The 16,852-nt window shown below is 57.4% G+C and carries 21 protein-coding genes and 1 pseudogene; 20 read left to right on the top strand and 2 right to left on the bottom strand.

The genetic code is table 11. From position 1 onward, the window contains the following. Positions 1 to 88: 88 nt before the first annotated feature. From ADK28_RS22675 to ADK28_RS22635, 9 genes are read left to right on the top strand one after another with little or no spacing between them, the layout of a single operon-like run. The gene (locus ADK28_RS22675) at positions 89 to 799 is read left to right on the top strand and encodes a TIGR03759 family integrating conjugative element protein (RefSeq protein ID WP_048796745.1); all 711 of its coding nucleotides are present in this window, start codon (positions 89 to 91) and stop codon (positions 797 to 799) included. After that, positions 778 to 1,470: a transglycosylase SLT domain-containing protein gene (locus ADK28_RS22670; protein WP_048796744.1), complete on the top strand. Its 693-nt coding sequence runs from the start codon at positions 778 to 780 to the stop codon at positions 1,468 to 1,470. The genes ADK28_RS22675 and ADK28_RS22670 overlap by 22 nt, the downstream gene beginning before the upstream one ends. A gap of 2 nt (positions 1,471 to 1,472) precedes the next feature. Further along, positions 1,473 to 1,664, top strand: a complete 192-nt coding sequence (locus ADK28_RS22665) for a hypothetical protein (protein ID WP_048796743.1) — start codon at positions 1,473 to 1,475, stop codon at positions 1,662 to 1,664. After that, on the top strand, positions 1,661 to 1,888 hold the full coding sequence (locus ADK28_RS22660) for a hypothetical protein (RefSeq protein ID WP_048796742.1): 228 nt from the start codon (positions 1,661 to 1,663) through the stop codon (positions 1,886 to 1,888). Before ADK28_RS22665 ends, ADK28_RS22660 begins: the two co-directional genes overlap by 4 nt. Positions 1,889 to 1,890: 2 nt before the next feature. Continuing rightward, complete coding sequence (locus tag ADK28_RS22655; protein ID WP_048796741.1) at positions 1,891 to 2,415, top strand: integrating conjugative element protein; 525 nt, start codon at positions 1,891 to 1,893, stop codon at positions 2,413 to 2,415. After that, positions 2,412 to 3,038, top strand: coding sequence for a restriction endonuclease (locus ADK28_RS22650; RefSeq protein WP_048796740.1), 627 nt, complete (start codon positions 2,412 to 2,414; stop codon positions 3,036 to 3,038). The genes ADK28_RS22655 and ADK28_RS22650 overlap by 4 nt, the downstream gene beginning before the upstream one ends. Then, entirely contained in the window at positions 3,022 to 3,552 is a 531-nt protein-coding gene (locus ADK28_RS22645) for a hypothetical protein (RefSeq protein WP_048796739.1), read from the top strand. Before ADK28_RS22650 ends, ADK28_RS22645 begins: the two co-directional genes overlap by 17 nt. Next, positions 3,545 to 5,656, top strand: a complete 2,112-nt coding sequence (gene traD, locus ADK28_RS22640; RefSeq protein ID WP_048796738.1) for a type IV conjugative transfer system coupling protein TraD — start codon at positions 3,545 to 3,547, stop codon at positions 5,654 to 5,656. The genes ADK28_RS22645 and traD overlap by 8 nt, the downstream gene beginning before the upstream one ends. Further along, a complete protein-coding gene (locus ADK28_RS22635) occupies positions 5,640 to 6,398 on the top strand; it encodes a TIGR03747 family integrating conjugative element membrane protein (RefSeq protein ID WP_048796737.1) in 759 nt (252 codons plus the stop codon). Before traD ends, ADK28_RS22635 begins: the two co-directional genes overlap by 17 nt. A gap of 107 nt (positions 6,399 to 6,505) precedes the next feature. Here ADK28_RS22635 and ADK28_RS22630 read toward each other — a convergent pair whose 3' ends face one another. After that, positions 6,506 to 7,003, bottom strand: a complete 498-nt coding sequence (locus tag ADK28_RS22630; RefSeq protein ID WP_048796736.1) for a GNAT family N-acetyltransferase — start codon at positions 7,001 to 7,003, stop codon at positions 6,506 to 6,508. A gap of 160 nt (positions 7,004 to 7,163) precedes the next feature. Here ADK28_RS22630 and ADK28_RS22625 point away from each other — a divergent pair, with 160 nt between their 5' ends. The 10 genes from ADK28_RS22625 (at position 7,164) to ADK28_RS22580 (ending at position 15,441) form a co-directional block, all read left to right on the top strand. Further along, positions 7,164 to 7,493, top strand: coding sequence for an RAQPRD family integrative conjugative element protein (locus ADK28_RS22625; RefSeq protein WP_048796735.1), 330 nt, complete (start codon positions 7,164 to 7,166; stop codon positions 7,491 to 7,493). Continuing rightward, positions 7,493 to 7,735 (top strand): TIGR03758 family integrating conjugative element protein, encoded by a 243-nt coding sequence (locus ADK28_RS22620; RefSeq protein WP_012146875.1) that lies wholly within the window; start codon positions 7,493 to 7,495, stop codon positions 7,733 to 7,735. Before ADK28_RS22625 ends, ADK28_RS22620 begins: the two co-directional genes overlap by 1 nt. A 64-nt stretch (positions 7,736 to 7,799) precedes the next feature. Then, positions 7,800 to 8,165 (top strand): TIGR03745 family integrating conjugative element membrane protein, encoded by a 366-nt coding sequence (locus ADK28_RS22615; protein WP_048796734.1) that lies wholly within the window; start codon positions 7,800 to 7,802, stop codon positions 8,163 to 8,165. 11 nt (positions 8,166 to 8,176) lie between these two features. After that, a complete protein-coding gene (locus ADK28_RS22610) occupies positions 8,177 to 8,542 on the top strand; it encodes a TIGR03750 family conjugal transfer protein (protein WP_048796733.1) in 366 nt (121 codons plus the stop codon). Further along, positions 8,539 to 9,210, top strand: a complete 672-nt coding sequence (locus tag ADK28_RS22605) for a PFL_4703 family integrating conjugative element protein (RefSeq protein WP_048796732.1) — start codon at positions 8,539 to 8,541, stop codon at positions 9,208 to 9,210. The genes ADK28_RS22610 and ADK28_RS22605 overlap by 4 nt, the downstream gene beginning before the upstream one ends. Continuing rightward, entirely contained in the window at positions 9,207 to 10,118 is a 912-nt protein-coding gene (locus tag ADK28_RS22600; RefSeq protein ID WP_048796731.1) for a TIGR03749 family integrating conjugative element protein, read from the top strand. The genes ADK28_RS22605 and ADK28_RS22600 overlap by 4 nt, the downstream gene beginning before the upstream one ends. Beyond that, positions 10,111 to 11,607 (top strand): TIGR03752 family integrating conjugative element protein, encoded by a 1,497-nt coding sequence (locus ADK28_RS22595; RefSeq protein WP_048796730.1) that lies wholly within the window; start codon positions 10,111 to 10,113, stop codon positions 11,605 to 11,607. Before ADK28_RS22600 ends, ADK28_RS22595 begins: the two co-directional genes overlap by 8 nt. Positions 11,608 to 11,756: 149 nt before the next feature. Next, a complete protein-coding gene (locus ADK28_RS22590; protein ID WP_048796729.1) occupies positions 11,757 to 12,182 on the top strand; it encodes a TIGR03751 family conjugal transfer lipoprotein in 426 nt (141 codons plus the stop codon). Continuing rightward, positions 12,182 to 15,040, top strand: a complete 2,859-nt coding sequence (locus ADK28_RS22585; RefSeq protein WP_048796728.1) for a conjugative transfer ATPase — start codon at positions 12,182 to 12,184, stop codon at positions 15,038 to 15,040. The genes ADK28_RS22590 and ADK28_RS22585 overlap by 1 nt, the downstream gene beginning before the upstream one ends. Then, a complete protein-coding gene (locus ADK28_RS22580) occupies positions 15,037 to 15,441 on the top strand; it encodes a hypothetical protein (RefSeq protein ID WP_048796727.1) in 405 nt (134 codons plus the stop codon). Before ADK28_RS22585 ends, ADK28_RS22580 begins: the two co-directional genes overlap by 4 nt. Before the next feature lie 623 nt (positions 15,442 to 16,064). On the opposite strand, the pseudogene ADK28_RS33120 reads toward ADK28_RS22580, so the two are convergent. Next, positions 16,065 to 16,332, bottom strand: a pseudogene (locus tag ADK28_RS33120) (hypothetical protein); the annotation flags it as partial. Between the two features lie 275 nt (positions 16,333 to 16,607). On the opposite strand from ADK28_RS33120, the gene ADK28_RS30500 reads away from it, so the two are divergent. After that, the gene (locus tag ADK28_RS30500; protein ID WP_075202128.1) at positions 16,608 to 16,850 is read left to right on the top strand and encodes a helix-turn-helix domain-containing protein; all 243 of its coding nucleotides are present in this window, start codon (positions 16,608 to 16,610) and stop codon (positions 16,848 to 16,850) included. Positions 16,851 to 16,852: the final 2 nt, after the last annotated feature.

Below are 16,852 nucleotides of genomic sequence, written 5' to 3'. Positions count from 1 at the left end.
TGGACCCTGGTCAGTGCTGGCTACGGGCAGGCGACGTTTCGTGTGAACGGCCGCCTGCAGACCGTCAGCGCCCAATAAGGAGAGCGTGATGAAACTGAAATACAGCGTGATTTCCCTGATGCTACTGAGCCCGTTATCACAGGCGGCGCAGCAGACGGCCANCGAGAACAGCCAGTCAACTCTGAGCGAGATTCAGCAGAGCCAGGCCAACAAGACGGCGCAGCAGGGCAGGCAGTGGGGGCTCAGTGGGGAGGAATACCAGCGTTATCAGCAGTTGATGGATGGCCCTCGCGGGACGCAGTCTCCGGGGCTTGATCCGTTAACTGCCCTTGGCATCGAGGCACAGAGCGATGCCGAGCGTAAAAAGTACGCCGAGCAGTGGGTAAAGCAGGAGTTCGCCCGCACCGAGAAAGAACTCAGGTTCCAGCGTGAGGTGGATGCGGCCTGGCAGCGCCTTGGTGTGCTGCCGGTCAACATGGGGAATGCGGCGGGTATTGCCCATGACACCGGTGGGCGACTGGCGCTGTTCGTGAAAGCGAAGGACTGCGGTCAGTGTGATGCTCGGCTGGCGGCGGTGCTGGCAGATAACCGGCCGGTCGACATTTACTTGGTCGACAGCAAGGGCAATGACAGCTTGCTGCGTGACTGGGCCCGGGCGCATCACATTCCCATCGACAAGGTGCGCGCACGTCAAATCACGCTCAATCATGACGGTGGCCGCTGGATGAAGTTCGGCAACGGCCTGATGCCCGTGGTGCTGCAACAAGGGGAAAACGGATGGACACTCGCCGCGTTCTGACCCGGGGGCTATTGCCCCTGTTTGCCTTCCTCTCCTCTGTGGGGGGAGGAGCCGTTCATGCTGCTACCCAGCAGGTCCCTTCCGGCTATCGGGAGGTGGCGCTGCGTCACGGGGTTCCTCCGGAATCCCTGTATTCGGTGGCGCTGGCCGAGACATCGATGGCGCCGAAAAGCATCATTTCGGTGACCCGCGGGGCCGGGCCGGCCCCGGATGTTGAGCGTCCCTGGCCCTGGACCATCAACGTGGCTGGCAAAGGGTATCGCTACGCCAGCCGCCTGCAGGCCTGGGAAGCGTTGCAGCGCTTTTTGAAAACACATCCTCGCAAACGCATCGATGTCGGGATTGCCCAGGTCAATCTGGGCTGGAACGGCCATCACTTCACCTCGACCTGGGCGGCGTTTGATCCGTACACCAATCTCAACGCGGCGGCGGCCATCCTGCGGGAATGCTATGACCGCAACCCTGGGAGCTGGCTGGTTGCCGCCGGGTGTTATCACCATCCCGCCGGCGGTGCGCCCGCTGCCCGGTATAAATCCATCGTGAGCGGCAAGCTGGCACGCCTGAACGGCAGGGCATCCGCCCCGAACCGGGTGGTCAGTACAACCCCCACGCCCACGGCGTTACCGGCACAAACGGCGGCGCTGACGTGGGTTGAACCACGGAGCCAGTAAGCATGATGAACGTGAGTTTGACGAAGCAACTGGAAGAACTGAAAGACCAGAAAGACCAATTGCCGGCGGCGCTGGCTACATGGCAGCAGTCGAAAGGCGGGAAAATCACCGTTGGATGGATGCATGCCGCTAACCCTGAAGTCATCGGCGCTTTGCTTGAGCTGCTCGATGGCCATGAGCAGGAGGACGCATGAAAACGCTTGAGATGATTAAAAACCTGGCAGAACGCAACACCGTTGTTGCCAGTGCTGACGTACTCGCTGTGTTTGCAGCGCTGGAAAAATCGCATCAGCGCATCGGGGAACTGGAGTCTCAGCTGCAATCGGGGTTTACGCCGGAGGCACTGGCTCAGGAAGAACGCGCGGAAAATGCCGAGCAGCGCGTAGCAGAGTTGGAATTCATGCTGAGGAACCCATAATCATGAAAAAAGTGAATTTCCTGCTGTTCGGCCTGAGTCTGGTGACCACCACGGCGCTGGCCAACCTGAACGTGATCGCCGATATCGGTGGTGAAGATGCTTCGTCGTATTTTGAAGGTATCAACCGTCAGGAGGGGGCGCAATCGTCTCCGGTCGTGCCGCCGGCGCCAGCATCGCCCGCTGAGGCCGAGGCGGCCGCGTTGCCTGTGGCAACGCCAGAACTTACGCCCGGCGATGTGGCTGACAGACCGCTGCAGTTACCGGGGATTGGCGCGCTGTTCATTGTGGGTGATGACGACGCCAGCCGTATCTGGCTGCAGGCGCACGCTGAACAACTCAAGTCCCTGCACGCTGCGGGTCTCGTCGTTAACGTCAGCAACCTGCCTGCCCTGCAGGCGCTGCGTGAGCTGGCGCCAGGTGTGCCGATGGCGCCAGCCTCCGGCAGTGAGTTGGCGCGCCGGCTGCAGCTGTCGAATTACCCGGTACTTATCACCGACACCGGTTTGTCCCAGCAGGTCACACCATGATGTCTCCGCAGCATGTCGGTATCGCGCTGATGGCGAATCCGGTGCTGGCTATCTTCTTGATAGGGCTGTTTATTTCTGTGATGGCCACGCTCAATCTGCGTGGCCGTGAGTCGGCCTCCGTACGCCGCCACCGGCGTTACCGTGCGGCTGCTGCCCGCGTTCTGCAGCGACTGCCCCAGTTGGGCGGCGATGGCCAACGTCTGGCGTACCTGCGCAAAATCAATCCCTTCGTTTTTGAAGAGCTGCTGCTCCTGGCGTTCGAGCGTCAGGGGTATGCGGTTATCCGCAATACCTCCTACAGCGGTGACGGTGGCCTGGACGGTCAGGTCATCATCGGTGACCAAAAATACCTCATCCAGGCCAAACGTTATGGCCGGGCCATCACACCGTCCCATATCAAGAGTTTCGGCGCGTTGCTGCGGCATCACCACTGTCAGGGTTTTTTCATTCATACCGGCCGTACCGGCCAGCTGAGCCGGGCTTTGCTGCAGAACCATCCCCACGTGCACCTGGTCAGTGGCCAGAAGCTGCTTGCGTTGCTTGCCGGCAATGCGGAGTGGTTGTCATTTCTGCCTGGGAGCACGGTAACCAAACGGAGTACCTCAAATGTTTCATCAGCCTAATTATGTTGTTGTGGCTATCCGCTTTCTGTCTGCGGTTCTCAGAGTCTTGTTGGTCTGGCCTGGCGTTGTGCTGGCTGTTATAGGCTTCATGTTTTTTGTCTCAACGCTCGGTGATTCCGGCGGGCAGAAGGTTGCCTCACGCATGGCCAACATTGCGCAAAATTACCGTGCAGCCCCCGACGGGATGGTGATGGTTCAGCCTTGTCCGTATCCAGATGCCCCTGACTTAAAACCGTTGACTGAATCGTCGGCGGTGCCGATTAAAAAACGGGACTGTAAACCTTATCCGCAGGCGTTTGCAGAGGTTGCTGCGAAGGAGAGGCACCTGATTATCGTCATCGGGAGTGGGCTGGTCGCATTGGGTTTGTTGGTCGAACTGTTTTCTTTGCTGATCAGGCGCCGCCAGATGAGTCGGAGCGCTGTTTACTACGGATCTATCAATGCAAAAGGGGAGCGCAACATAACCCTCCAGTCTGGTGAAACCGTGAATGACAAGGAAGGCCGCCATGAGTAACCGGCATGTGATGGAAGCCTTGCTGCGCCCTGCAGTGGAGCTCAATACGGCGATTGTGTCAGGGGCCGCCGCTGTGGTTTGTGCGATAGCGCCCTGGTCGGTAGCGCTGGCGCCAGAGGTGAGCTATGTCACCGCCGGCAGCTTTGCAGTGTTGTCTGCCGTACGTGCGCGCCAGGGGATGCGGGTGATCCGCTATCGCCGTAACCTGCGTCGGTTACCGCGCTATGTCATGGGAAGCCGACAGATCCCGGTTAGTCGGCAGCGACTGTTCCTGGGGCGGGGTTTTCGCTGGCAGCAAAAGCACACCCAGCGCCTGATGGACACCCGTCGTCCAGAGGTTGAGAAGTATGTTCAGCCGCCAAAAATGTACCAGATAGCGCGCCGGCTGGAGCTTAAAACCGAATACACCCTGCCGTGGTTGTCCCAGCTGCTGCGCAAGGACTCCCCGCTCAATCCGGTCAGGCCGCTGCCACCGGTCGGGGGGAACCCGGCGATCCATGGTATTGAACCCGATGAGCTCGATGTCTCGATGGCGCTTGGCGAACGCGTAGGGCATAGCCTGGTGCTGGGGACCACCCGGGTGGGCAAAACGCGCCTGGCAGAGTTGCTGATCACCCAGGATATTCGCCGCGGTGACATCACCATTGTGTTTGATCCGAAAGGCGATGCGGACCTGTTGCGACGGGTCTGGGCTGAAGCCCACCGTGCCGGCCGTGGGGATGAGCTGTTCATCTTCCACCTGGGCTGGCCGGATATCTCGGCACGCTATAACGCCGTCGGGCGTTTTGAGCGCGTCTCCGAGGTAGCTGGCCGTATCTCCGGGCAGTTGAGTGGGGAGGGTAACAGTGCGGCGTTCCGCGAGTTCGCCTGGCGATTCGTCAACATCGTCGCGCGTGCCCTGGTCGCCCTGGGGCAGCGACCGGACTACACCCTGATCACCCGTTATGTGAACAACATCAGTGAACTGTATGAGACCTACGCGAAAAAGGTGATTGAAACGCGTATGCCGGCACTGCAGCAGCAGATCGATAACAATCTGAAGGTGCTGACGGAGGAGGATGTGCCGCGCAACATGCAGGGACAACCGAACGCGGTCAAAATATTCGCGGTTGAAATGGCCCTGAGCTCGGAAGCCGGCAAGCAGCTGTATGACCCTATTCTGGATGGACTGCGCAGTGCGGTGCGCTATGACCGCACCTATTTCGATAAAATTGTGGCGTCACTGCTGCCGTTGCTGGAAAAACTCACCACCGGCAAAACGGCAGAGCTGCTGGCGCCGAACTACATGGACATGAATGACCCCCGGCCGATATTTGACTGGGAGCAGGTCATCCGCAAGCGCGGCATTGTTTACGTCGGACTGGATGCGTTGTCGGACGGTGTGGTCGCTTCTGCCGTCGGCAACAGCATGTTTGCTGATCTGGTGTCCGTGGCCGGTCATATCTATAAACACGGCATGCATGGCGGGTTGCCGACTCGCGCTGACGGCAAACTGCCGATCAACCTGCACTGCGATGAGTTTAACGAGCTCATGGGGGACGAATTTATCCCTCTTATCAACAAAGGTGGCGGCGCCGGCATGCAGGTGACGGCCTACACGCAAACCGAATCAGATATTGAGGCGCGCATCGGCAGTACCGCCAAGGCTGCCCAGGTCACGGGTAACTTCAATACCCTGATCATGCTGCGTGTGCGCGAGAATCGGACCGCACAGCTGCTGACGACACAGCTCCCGGAGGTCGATATTTACACCAAAACCCTGGTGTCGGGGCACGCTGATACGGCCGACGTCGAGAAAGGGCAAGACTTCACGTCCAGCACTCAGGATCGTGTCGGCACAGTGAAAACGCCGCTGCTGATGCCGGCAGATGTGATCAACCTGCCGAAGGGCCAGGCGTTCGCGCTGCTGGAAGGCGGTCAGTTGTGGAAAATTCGTATGCCGCTGCCGAGCGGTGACGGTGATGATGTCCTGATGCCAGCAAATCTGCAGAAAATCGCCGAGGAGATGCAGCGTAACTACCGCACCAGTGAGTCCTGGTGGTCAGCAAGCACTGTGATGCCGGATGTGGTCATGCAAGGAGGATTAAATGGCGCAGGCGGATAATACGCAGCCGCGTCAGGCGGCTGAACCCCGTAAGCACGGGCTGCTTTATAACCTGCTGTGGGGCTGGCCATGGATGCTGATCGGGATGTTCTTTGCCTCGTTGTTCGTGAGCCTGGTGATTGAATATGTCGGGATGGCCTTCTTCTGGCCAGAGCTGGGTGCGTCGCACAGTGAAGCGGTGATGAACACCGAGTTGGGGTACCTGTCCTCAGAGTTTACGCGCAGTCTGCTGCTGTCTGAACCCTCGGTGACCGTCACCCGTTGGATTATGATGGCGTATCAATGGACCTTCGTTGACAGTGGCTTTTTGGACTGGATCCAACGTGCGTATGACACGCAGGTACACAGCCAGAATGCCGTTGCCAGGGAGCTGAACAGCTGGAGTGGTTGGCTGGCCGCCACGCTTAAAGAGTACCTGATGGCGACGGTGTACGTCACCGTCATCACTCTGGTGCGGGTGACCATTCTGGTGCTGTCCATCCCGCTGTTTATCCTGGTGGTCCTGGTTGCGCTGACAGAAGGCCTGGGGCGGCGTGATATCCGTCGTTATGGCGCTGGCTATGAGTCCAGCTTTGTCTACCATCATGCGAAACGTATGGTTCAGCCGGCTATCTATATTCCCTGCATGCTGTATCTGTCCTGGCCAACGGCGGTATATCCCAATCTGCTGTTGTTGCCGGCAGCTATCCTGCTCGGTATTGCGGTGACAGTGACGACAGCGTCGTTTAAGAAATATTTGTAGGTCTGAAACCCGAGCTGGACGGCGGCGTACAAAACTGGTTTTTGTGCGCTGCCGTCAGCAGACAAGCCGCCGTGCGGCGTGGCAGTTATTGCCGGTCAGTTACTCAGTTACGCTCTGTCTGGGCTCAATGTACTGGCAAATGCTTTCAAATCTTTATCTTCCAGGCGGAAATATTGTTTTTCTTCGATTAGGGACGCACCGATTGACAGGTAAAACTCCCCGGCTTTTGGATTTGACTCTTCTGCTGTCCAATCGAGACGAGAGCATCCATGTTCTAGGGCGAAAGTTGCAATGAATTGAATCAGAGCTCTCCCGACGCCCTTTCCTCTGGCTGTTTCTGATGTAAAAAGCTCCTTCATGAATGCCTGGCCACTGCAGCGTGGAGCGGGGAATAACAGGCTGAAAGTAGCAAACCCCACCAGAATTCCTTCCTTTCGAACCCCTATAATCGTCACTCCGGAGTAGGTGGAGAAAACTTTTTCTGAAAGATAGCGCTGCATCTCTTCATAATTGACGTTTCCCTCACCGAAATAATATGACTCCATTTCTACGAACAAAGCTGCCAATTCCGGGATGTCAGTGGCATCACATATTGCAATTTCCATTCTGGCTCCTGTTGGTTATTGAAACGTTTACTTTAGTACAAGATCATCAGCATCAGTGAAACCGTGAAATTATCAAAATTCTATAAAGAGTTATCCACTGACCTCCCGCCTCATCTATCGCACCCTGACAGCACCCTAAATCGTTAAGGAGTGCTTGTGTATGCCTATCTCCGTTGTTCGCGCTCTCGGCGCCGGCTGTTTGCTGGGGCTGTCATTCCTCATCGCACTGCCTGCCCAGGCTGCTGAAAAAGATGAGCTGGCGTCTGCCCAGCGCATGTTGATTCAGGTGCAGGCAGCGCTTGAACGTGCGCGCGTTGCCGCCGTTCAGGCTGACCCGTCCGAGCGTGGTCGTTTCTTCTTTGACTATGCCCGCGCCACTGCCGACCTCAAGACCATCAATGCCGGTATCGATCGTTACCTGGAGCCCTCGCGTGCGCAACCCCGTGATGGCAGCGCCGTGGCCGGCAACTACCGTCGGGAGCGTCCCTGATGGCCATGACCGGTGCACAGGAACAGGCCTTCAATGCGGCCAGCGGTGGGGTTGAAGTCAACATTCTGTCGCTGATTTGCATCGGCGGCTTGTTGGCGACGCTGTTTGTCTGGGCGGCCTGGGCACTGATCGATGTGTACCAGGGGTGGAGCAACGAAAAAGTACGGAACGGGGCGCTGGTTCACTTCGTCATCAAAACCGTTCTTTTGTTGGTTGTCTCGATTTGGATGTTTGCCAGCTGACCTGAGCGCGACGCTGGACAAGTTTTACACGTTGTTATTTTCACACTGCAAAAAGGAAAGTTTTATGAATGTTGTAGTTCGTTTTTTCCGTCATTTATCTGCCCGAGTCGCGGTGGCGACTTCCCTGGCCTATGCCGCCAGTCAGCCGGCACAAGCGGCCTTACCCTCTGTTGAACCCCCGTCCTCCGGTGGCGGCGGTGGTCTGATGGATACCATCAAAGGCTATTTCCAGGACGGGATCGTCATTATTGGTCTGGTCGCTGCCGCTGTGGCCTTCCTGATTGTCGCCAATGCTGCCATTCACACCTTTGCTGAAGTGCGTGATGGCAAAGCGACCTGGGCCAAGTTTGGCGCCATTGTGCTGGTCGGTGTGGTGCTGTTGGTGACCGTGATTTGGCTGGTCGGCAAGTCCGCTGAAATCCTGTTCTAAGGTGGCTCACCATGCAGACTATCCGTTTTTTGCCTGATCGCCTTAACGCCGAACCTGTCGTCTTCCGGGGCTTTACCACCCCGGAGATGGGACTGGCTGCGTTGGCCGGTGTGGGACTGGGTCTGCTCGTGTCGCTGCCGTTTTTTCCGCTTGCCGGTTGGGTCGTGATACCCACCGGCATGCTGGTGACCCCTCTCCTCGTTATCTGGTTTGGTGGCAGCCGGCTGACGCGCCTCAAGCGCGGTAAACCGGAGAATTATATCTGGCAGCGCCTCGAGGCGAGTAAACGTCGTATGGGGTGGGGTGATCCCACCCTGATTATCGACAAACAGGGCTGGTCGTTGCGTCGCAGCCGCGTTGTAAAGAGGTCCAAATGAGCCGTTTCAGACATGCGGTTAAAAACCGCGACCAGCACATTCTCACATTACGCGTTGCCTGCGGTGTGCTGGTTGTTTTCCTTTTTGTAGCCAGCATCGGCTGGATGCGGGCACCGGAGAACCTGACTATTCATAACCCCCCCGACCTGCGTAGCGGTTCTACCCGCGTCTGGTGGGAGGTGCCTCCCTCCACGGTTTACAGTTTTGGTTTCTACATTTTCCAACAGCTCAATGCCTGGCCAAAGAACGGGGAGGCGGATTACCCGGCCAAAATCAACGGCCTGTCGCCGTACCTGACACCATCGTGTGAGCGCTTTCTGAAGGCGGATGCCAAAAAGCGCAGCGAAAGCGGCGAGCTCGCCGGCAGGACGCGCGTGGTGTTTGAAATCCCTGAGCATGGCTACAACGGCCGTTATAACCAAAGCCCGGTGACGGTGAAAGGCCGTGATAACTGGGTGGTACGCCTTGACCTGGTAGCGGATGAGTCCTTTGCCGGCGAACCGGTGAAGCGCGCACTGACACGCTACCCCCTGAAAGTGGTGCGCGCAGAAGGGGATCCGGAACGTAATGAGTTCGGTCTGGCCCTGGATTGTTACGACAACATGCCACAGCGTCTGGCTGCGGCGCCAGCGGAACCCGCGCCTGAGAAGAAAGGAGTATTCCAATGATGAAAGCACGCGTTCTTGCGCTTTCCCTGAGTGTGCTTCCCCTGGCGGCGACGTTCACCGTACCGGTAGCCCAGGCGGAAGAACTGATGAAATGGGAGCGTATCCCGCTGCAAATCCCGCTGGCCGTCGGAAAGGAGCGGGTGCTGTTTGCCGATAAAAATGTTCGCGTCGGTTTCCCGCCGGCGCTGAACGGCAAGCTGCGGGTGCAAAGCAGTGGCGGCGCGGTTTACCTGAAAGCCGATGCCCCATTTCCGCCAACGCGTCTGCAACTGCAGGACGTAGAGAACGGGGAGGTGATTCTCCTCGATGTGACGGCATCGGACAAAGGCTCCGCCGAACCGGTGCGCATTGTCTACAGCGGTGACGTGACGTCGGTCAGCAGCAGTAATGATACCTCGTCCCCATCAAACGGGAGCAGTTCGGCAGCGCCTGGGGCGGAAGACGGCACCCAGGCGAAGCGTAAAAAAATCAAATACAACGCCCCGCTGCCGGTGGTGCTGACACGCTACGCGGCACAAAGTCTGTACGGTCCGGTGCGTACGGTTGAAGCGGTGCCCGGCATTCATCCGGTTAACCCGCACCTGCCGAAACGCATCACCACTCTGTACCCGTCAGAGCCGGTGGCCATCACGCCGCTGGGCGGCTGGGGCATTGGCAGTCGCAACGTGGTGGCGCTGAAGGTGCAGAACACCGCCAGCCGTAAAATCACGCTGGATCCCCGGGTGCTCCAGGGGCAATTTGTGACGGCCACCTTCCAGCACCGTTACCTGGGACCCGTTGGCACGCCGGAGGACACCACCACGCTGTACCTGGTCACCGCCGGTCGCCCGGATGGCGCCTTTGTCGCGGAGCCGTCGGTCGTTCGCAAAGCCGTAAAAGCGGTGAAGAAGGGGGCAAACCATGGCTGACGTGAAATCCAACATGCTGCCGAAAGTGATTGTGATCGGCGTGCTGGCAGCGTCCATTGTCGTCGGGCTCAAAGCCTGCAAAGACGATAAAACGCCGGAGAAACCCCAGCAGGCGCATAACGTCCTGGCCAACATGTCGCCGGAGGAGTTGCGCGCCCTGGGCGTTGAAGGGGATACCCCGGAAGACACACTGCGTACCCTGGTCGGCACCCTGCGCACCACCCGAACCCAGCAGGCCGAGCTGCAGAGCAACATCGACAAAGTGTTGAAAGAAAACGAAGAACTGAGAAAACGCAATACCAATGTCTCCGGCCAGGTCAACGAGGCCGTGGCCGGCTACCAGAAGCAGGCGCAACAGCGTCAGCAGCAGCTTCAGCAAGAGCAGCAAACGCTGATGGGGAAAATCCAGACGCTGACCGAACAATTGGCCGGAAACAAAGACAAGGCGAAGAGCGACAGCGATATCCCGCTCGGCCTGGGGCTGGATGGCATGGGGGCCGGCGAGGGCAGTGCGGCGCCTGGCCAGGACGGGTTGGTGTGGGTCGGTCCGAAGGACATGAAAGAACCCGATCCGCGCAATCCGAACAGCGCCAAAGACGGCCCGCAGTTCCCGACGTCGTTCCTCTCGGACAACGCCATCACGCGCCAGAAAGCTGCCTATGAGCAGCAGGTCAAAGGCCGCACCAATGAAAAAGGGGCGGAGGAGAACGCCGAGCCGGTGTTCACCCTGCCCGAGAACTCGACCCTGGTGGGCAGTCGTTCGATGACGGCGCTGCTGGGCCGGGTGCCAATCAACGGCACGGTGACCGACCCCTACCCGTTCAAACTGATGATTGGCAAAGACAACCTGACCGCCAACGGCATCGAGCTGCCGGACGTGGAAGGGGCGATTGTCTCCGGGACGGCCAGCGGCGACTGGACGTTGTCCTGCGTACGTGGCCAGGTCAACAGCATCACCTTTGTGTTTGCGGACGGTACGGTACGCACCTTGCCGCATCCTGACACCAATATGAAGGCCAACAGCAACAACAATAGCGGCAACACTGGCAAAGACGTCAGCACCACCGCCGGTATCGGCTGGATCTCTGATGACAACGGCATTCCGTGCATCGGTGGGGAGCGTAAATCCAATGCCTCGACCTATCTGCCGACCATTGCCGCGTTGTCTGCCGCCAGTGCTGCCGGTGAGGGGATTAGCCAGGGGCAATACACCACCCAAAACAATGTGAATGGCATTACGTCCACCATGACCGGTAATGCCGGCCAGGCGGTGCTGGGCAAAGCCCTGTCCGGCGGGATGAAAGAGACCGCCGACTGGGTACGTGAGCGCTACGGCATGATGTTCGACGCCGTCTACGTTCCCCCGGGCCAGAAACTGGCCGTGCACATTACCCGCCAGCTGGCGATAGATTTTGAGACCCAAGGGCGCAAGGTGCGTTACGACTTCAGCCTGCCCGGCGAAGACGGCAGCACCGGCGGACTGGATTAACACGTCATTCAGAGGAGGAGAAGCATGCTGTGGCGTCAATGCGAAAGGATGAGTCGCCCACAGAGTTGGGCGCTGGTCTTGCTGTCCTGCAGCGCGTTTTGGTTGGGTGTGCTGCTCCTGCTGTGTTTGCTTATAAGAGAATGATAATCATGCGGAAAAATCTGTTTAACCGAGTCCTGGCGACCGCTGTCATTGTCAGCGTCATGGCGTTGGCCGGCTGTTCGACGTCGAAAGAGGAAATGCTGCCGCCAGGCGACAGCTCGATGCTGGAATTGTGGCAGGGTGAAGACGGTGGCGGTTCAGCGCGTAATGCGGTGGCGGCCCGCGACAGTCTGCGCCGGCCGCTCACCGACAACGAACTCCAGGCGACAGCGGCGGACGATCGCAGCTACAGCCGCACCCAGGAAAGCGAAATCAGCCAGCAGTTCCCACGGTTGCCGAACCCCGACCTGGTGATGTACGTGTTCCCGCACCTGGCGGACGGTAACGCGCCGGTGCCGGGGTACAGCACCGTGTTCCCGTTCTACAGCCAGGTGCAGTATGCGATGCCGGGTGAACGCACGGAGGCCTATTGATGCGATTTTCCCTGTTTGATAAAAAGCGCCTGACGCGCAAGACGCCGGCGGTGCCGGCTACGGGTGACCAGGACACCGTGATCGCCACCGAGGACGGCGTGCCGCTGTCCGTTGACGGACGTGAACCGTTACGGCGCCCGGGCACGATGACGGTAAAGGATGAGCAGCAGGTGTATCACGCCAATCCGTCCATCGTTGATTACCTGCCCTGGGCGGAGTTTCTCGATCGTGAGCAGTGTATTTTGCTGGATGATGGGGTGTCCGTCGGGGCTGTATTCGACATTACACCGGTGGCCACCGAAGGGCGCACGGACGATCGCCTGGAGCAAATGCGCGACACGGTGGAAGACGCGCTGCAGGACTCGTTTGACGAGCATGACGAAAACCCCTGGGTGGTGCAGTTCTTCTGCCAGGATGAGAACAACGTCGATGCGTACCTTGACCGGCTGAAAGGGTATATCAAGCCGCATGCGCAAGGCTCTCAACTGTCTGAGTCCTGGCTGAAAGAAACCGAGCGCCATATGCGCGGTATTGCTCGTCCGGAAGGTCTGTTCAAAGACACGCTGATCACCGATCAGCCATGGCGTGGGCAGCAACGCCGGACCCGCATGGTGGTGTACCGCTGGATTGGCAAGGGCAACACCGACCCAATGCCGCCTATCGCCATGCTGAATCAGACCTGTGAGCGCGTGACGGGGGCGCTGAACGGGGCAGGTGTGGTGTGTGTGCGGCAAAATGGCGGCCAGGTTCACGACTGGCTGCTGCGCCATTTCAATCCCAGCCCTGAGTGGGTGGATAAAGGGACGCTGTACCGTGACGCCGCCTATTTTGACAGCCGTGACACGCCGGAAGGCGCCATGCCGGTGCAGAACGATTTTGCCGAAACCCTCCTGTTCACCCCGCCCGTGTCCGATCCGGACCAGGGGGTGTGGTGGTTCGATAATCAGGCGCATTGTGCCATTCCGGTCGAGAAGCTGCGCCGGCCGCCAGAGCCGGGCACCCTCACCGGTGAGCAGAAGCGTGGCGAGAAGAAAATCAACGCGCTGATGGATATGTTCCCAGAAGGGACAATGGTCTGCATGACCATCGTGGTGCAGCCGCAGGACACGCTGGAGAACGATTTTAACAAGCTGTCGAAAAACGCCGTCGGTGAAAATACCGAGTCCGGGCGTGTGCGTCAGGACGTGGCACAGGTGAAAGAGTACCTGGGTAATCGCCACAAGCTGTACCGTGCCGGCATCACCTTCTTGTTGCGTGCCGGTGACCTGACCACGCTCAATCACAAACGCGTCGATCTGACCAACGTGCTGCTCGGCGCCGGCCTGCAGCCGGTACGGCCGGAGTTTGATGTGGCGCCGCTCAATACCTACCTGCGGGCGTTGCCGATGTGTTTTAACCCGGAGTCGGACAAGAAACACTGGTACACCCGCCTGACCTGGGTACAGCATCTTGCCGGCCTGTTGCCGGTGACCGGGCGTGAAACGGGAACGGGCAACCCCGGACTGAGTTTTTTCAACCGCGGTGGCGATATTCTGACGGTTGACCCGCTCAACAAGCATGACCGCAGCCAGAATGCCCATATGCTGTATTTTGGCCCGACCGGCGCAGGGAAGTCTGCGACATTGTGCGCCACGCTGACGCAAACCATGGCGGTACATCGTCCTCGTCTTTTCATTGCTGAGGCAGGTAACTCGTTTGGATTGTTGGCTGATTACTTTGAAAGCCAGGGGCTGACGGTCAATAAAATCAGCATCAAACCGGGCAGTGGTGTGTCTCTGCCGCCGTTCTCTTTCGCGCATAAGCTTATCGAGGAACTGAGTTCACTGGAGCTGGATGAAAGTGAGTTGAGAGATATCGATGCGGATGACGAAGATGAGGATAAACGCGATTATCTGGGGGAGATGGAGATCTCGGCGCGCATGATGATCACCGGCGGTGACCAGAAGGAAGAAGCGGAGTTAAAACGGGCTGACCGGGCAATGATCCGCGAAGCCTTGCTGATGGCGGCGAAAAGCGCCTTTGACGAACAGCGCCAGATGTTACCGTCTGATTTACAGAACGCCTTGTATGCGATTTCTAACGACACGGCCAACGAAAAGCGCAATCCACAGCGTCGGGCGAAAGCGGCCGAAATGGCCGAAGCGCTGGGCATGTTCACCCAGGCCGGTAGCTTCGAGGCGGAGCTGTTTAACCGCGAAGGTAGCCTGTGGCCAGAGGCAGATGTCACCCTGATTGACCTGGGGCATCTGGCGCGTGAGGGGTATGAGGCGCAGATGGCGCTGACGATGGTGAGCCTGACCAACACCATCAACAACATTGCCGAACGAGACCAGTACTCGGAGCGGGACATCGTGTTTGCGGTGGATGAAGCGCATATCGTGACGGTGAACCCGCTGCTGGCACCGTATATGACCAAAATCGTCAAAATGTGGCGTAAGCTCGGCGCTTGGCTGTGGCTGGCGACACAGAACCTGAAAGACTTCCCGGACATTGCCGAAAAGATGCTGAACATGGCGGAGTGGTGGGTCTGTCTGACGATGCCGCCGGAGGAGGTCAACGACATTGCCCGCTTCAAGGCGCTGACCGAGGAACAAAAAGCGGTGCTGCTGTCAGCCAGTAAGCTGTCCGGCTGTTATACCGAAGGTGTGGTGTTGTCGAAAAAACTCGAGGCGCTGTTCCGTGCGGTACCACCGAGCCTGTACCTGGCGCTGGGGATGACCGAGAAAGAAGAGAAGGCCGAGCGCCGCGCGCTGATGCACGAATTTGGCTGCAGCGAGCTCGAGGCAGCCCGCAAAGTGGCGCAAAAGCTTGACCGCCTGCGTGGCCTGGCGGCGAACGGAGAGGCAGCGGTAGCATGATGACCCTGAAATACCCGGAACCGGTTGCTCGACCGCTTGGCCAGATCTGTCGTGAACCGTCGTTGTTCACCCTTCCTCCGCAGGGCGTGGCCACCTTAAGCGAAACGGATGCGCTGGCGCTGGATACGTTCTGTGCGGCTATCCGCGATCGGCTGTGGGGACCGGTCACACTGACCGCCCACCCGCATCGCATCGGGAGTCGTACCAGTGTGGCGTTGCATCTGGAGGGCCGACTGGGGCATTGCATCGATGTGCTGATCACGGTGACCGGTAGTACATTGTGGCCCCAGCCTGAGGAGTATGACCACCCGCGCTGGTATGTCACCGTGCCGGATGCGGCGGATGTGGTGTATCTGCTTCTCCACCTGAGCGACCTGTGCGAGCGGTTTTGGGTTAACTAAATTCAATACCGAGCTGCTTTACTTTCACCCGCTTACAGGCCGGATTAAGAAGATTACGCACCACCCTGTGAGCGGTACGCTGATGGGGTGTTTTTCTTTCTGATGGGAATCATCATGCACATCGGTATCGACCTTGGCAAGCATGCGTTCTATGTCCACGCTTAGGATAAAAACGGTCATACTTTGCTGGGTAAGAAGTTCTCACGGACTAGGTTCACTGTTTTTCTTTTCACTTGTAATCTGGCTATTGGGATGTTTTTTTGGACGCCTGAGGTACAACGCATTGCACGAATATTGCTGTCATCCAGAGAGATAGCAGGCCAGTCGAGTAACTCTTTTTCATTGGGGATTTAATCTAATTTATTGAATATAAATCCAATTATTAATTTTCCCACCGATTGAAACAGTTGTAGATGGTTTGCCATGGCCCATAGCGTCCGAGCAAATCACGCTAGGGCGTTGAGAGCGCTCTGGAGGTAATAATGGCAGGGTGGGTGCCCATGCAGCATCTGGAAAGTCGTAGCGATATCTATCTGAAAACTAGGCGATTAGTCTGACATTTTTAATTAAGGGACACAGCCTAGCTTGCCCGGCTTTATGAATTCCAGCATTACGCCATGTTATTTTTCCCATTGTGTTAGGACGAACGATTCCCGTTCTGGACTGTTATCTATCCCCATTTTCAGTGGATATCCGTGGCTTACCACTACTTGGTTCAGTACTCGAATGACACGCTGTCTGGAGATGGCGGGTAAGATCACTCGGGATATTCAGGTCAATTTCGATAGTTAGCGATTCACGGTTGAAATCACTCACCTCGTTGAAGGCCCTGAAGCGTCTGCAATACACCAGCACATCATTCCGTAAATCTGAAAAATAGCTAGGCTGTAATAATCGATGGCGCTAACGAGAGCAAAGTGCGGATGTTCATCGGGGCTCGCGAAGCCGGATATATGTATGCGGCTACTTTGTAAGAAAAAGATCTGCCCAAGCTTGCATAGGTAAGGTGTCCATATGGCTATTTAGGCAGGGTACAGTTATGTTAAGGTAGCATGCTTTCATACTTTAGTTTTGATGTTTTAGCTGAAAAAATTAAAGATAATCTTTAATTTTTTCAGCTAAAATGTTTATATACTATACTCGACAGACAACTCTGAGGCTACAAAATGATACATTGCCACCTCGCTCGCTTAATGGGAGAACGCAAAATGAAAATATCAGATGTTTTGCGAAATACAGGTCTCAGCCGGAACACTGTGAGTCTAATGTACAAAGAGACTGCACAAAAAATAGACATTGAGGCTCTGGATAAGCTTTGCAGCTTTTTTGAATGTGAGGTGGCTGATATTTTGGAGTTCTCTAATCGAGGCAATGATGTTTCCTGCGAAGGGTCGCACACTAGGTTTTAGCA

The organism is Serratia sp. 506_PEND, assembly GCF_001076875.1.
Classification (GTDB): Bacteria; Pseudomonadota; Gammaproteobacteria; order Enterobacterales; family Enterobacteriaceae; genus Serratia; species Serratia marcescens.
The sequence above is the reverse complement of the archived record's forward strand: the minus strand, read 5'-3'. Positions and strand labels throughout refer to the sequence as shown.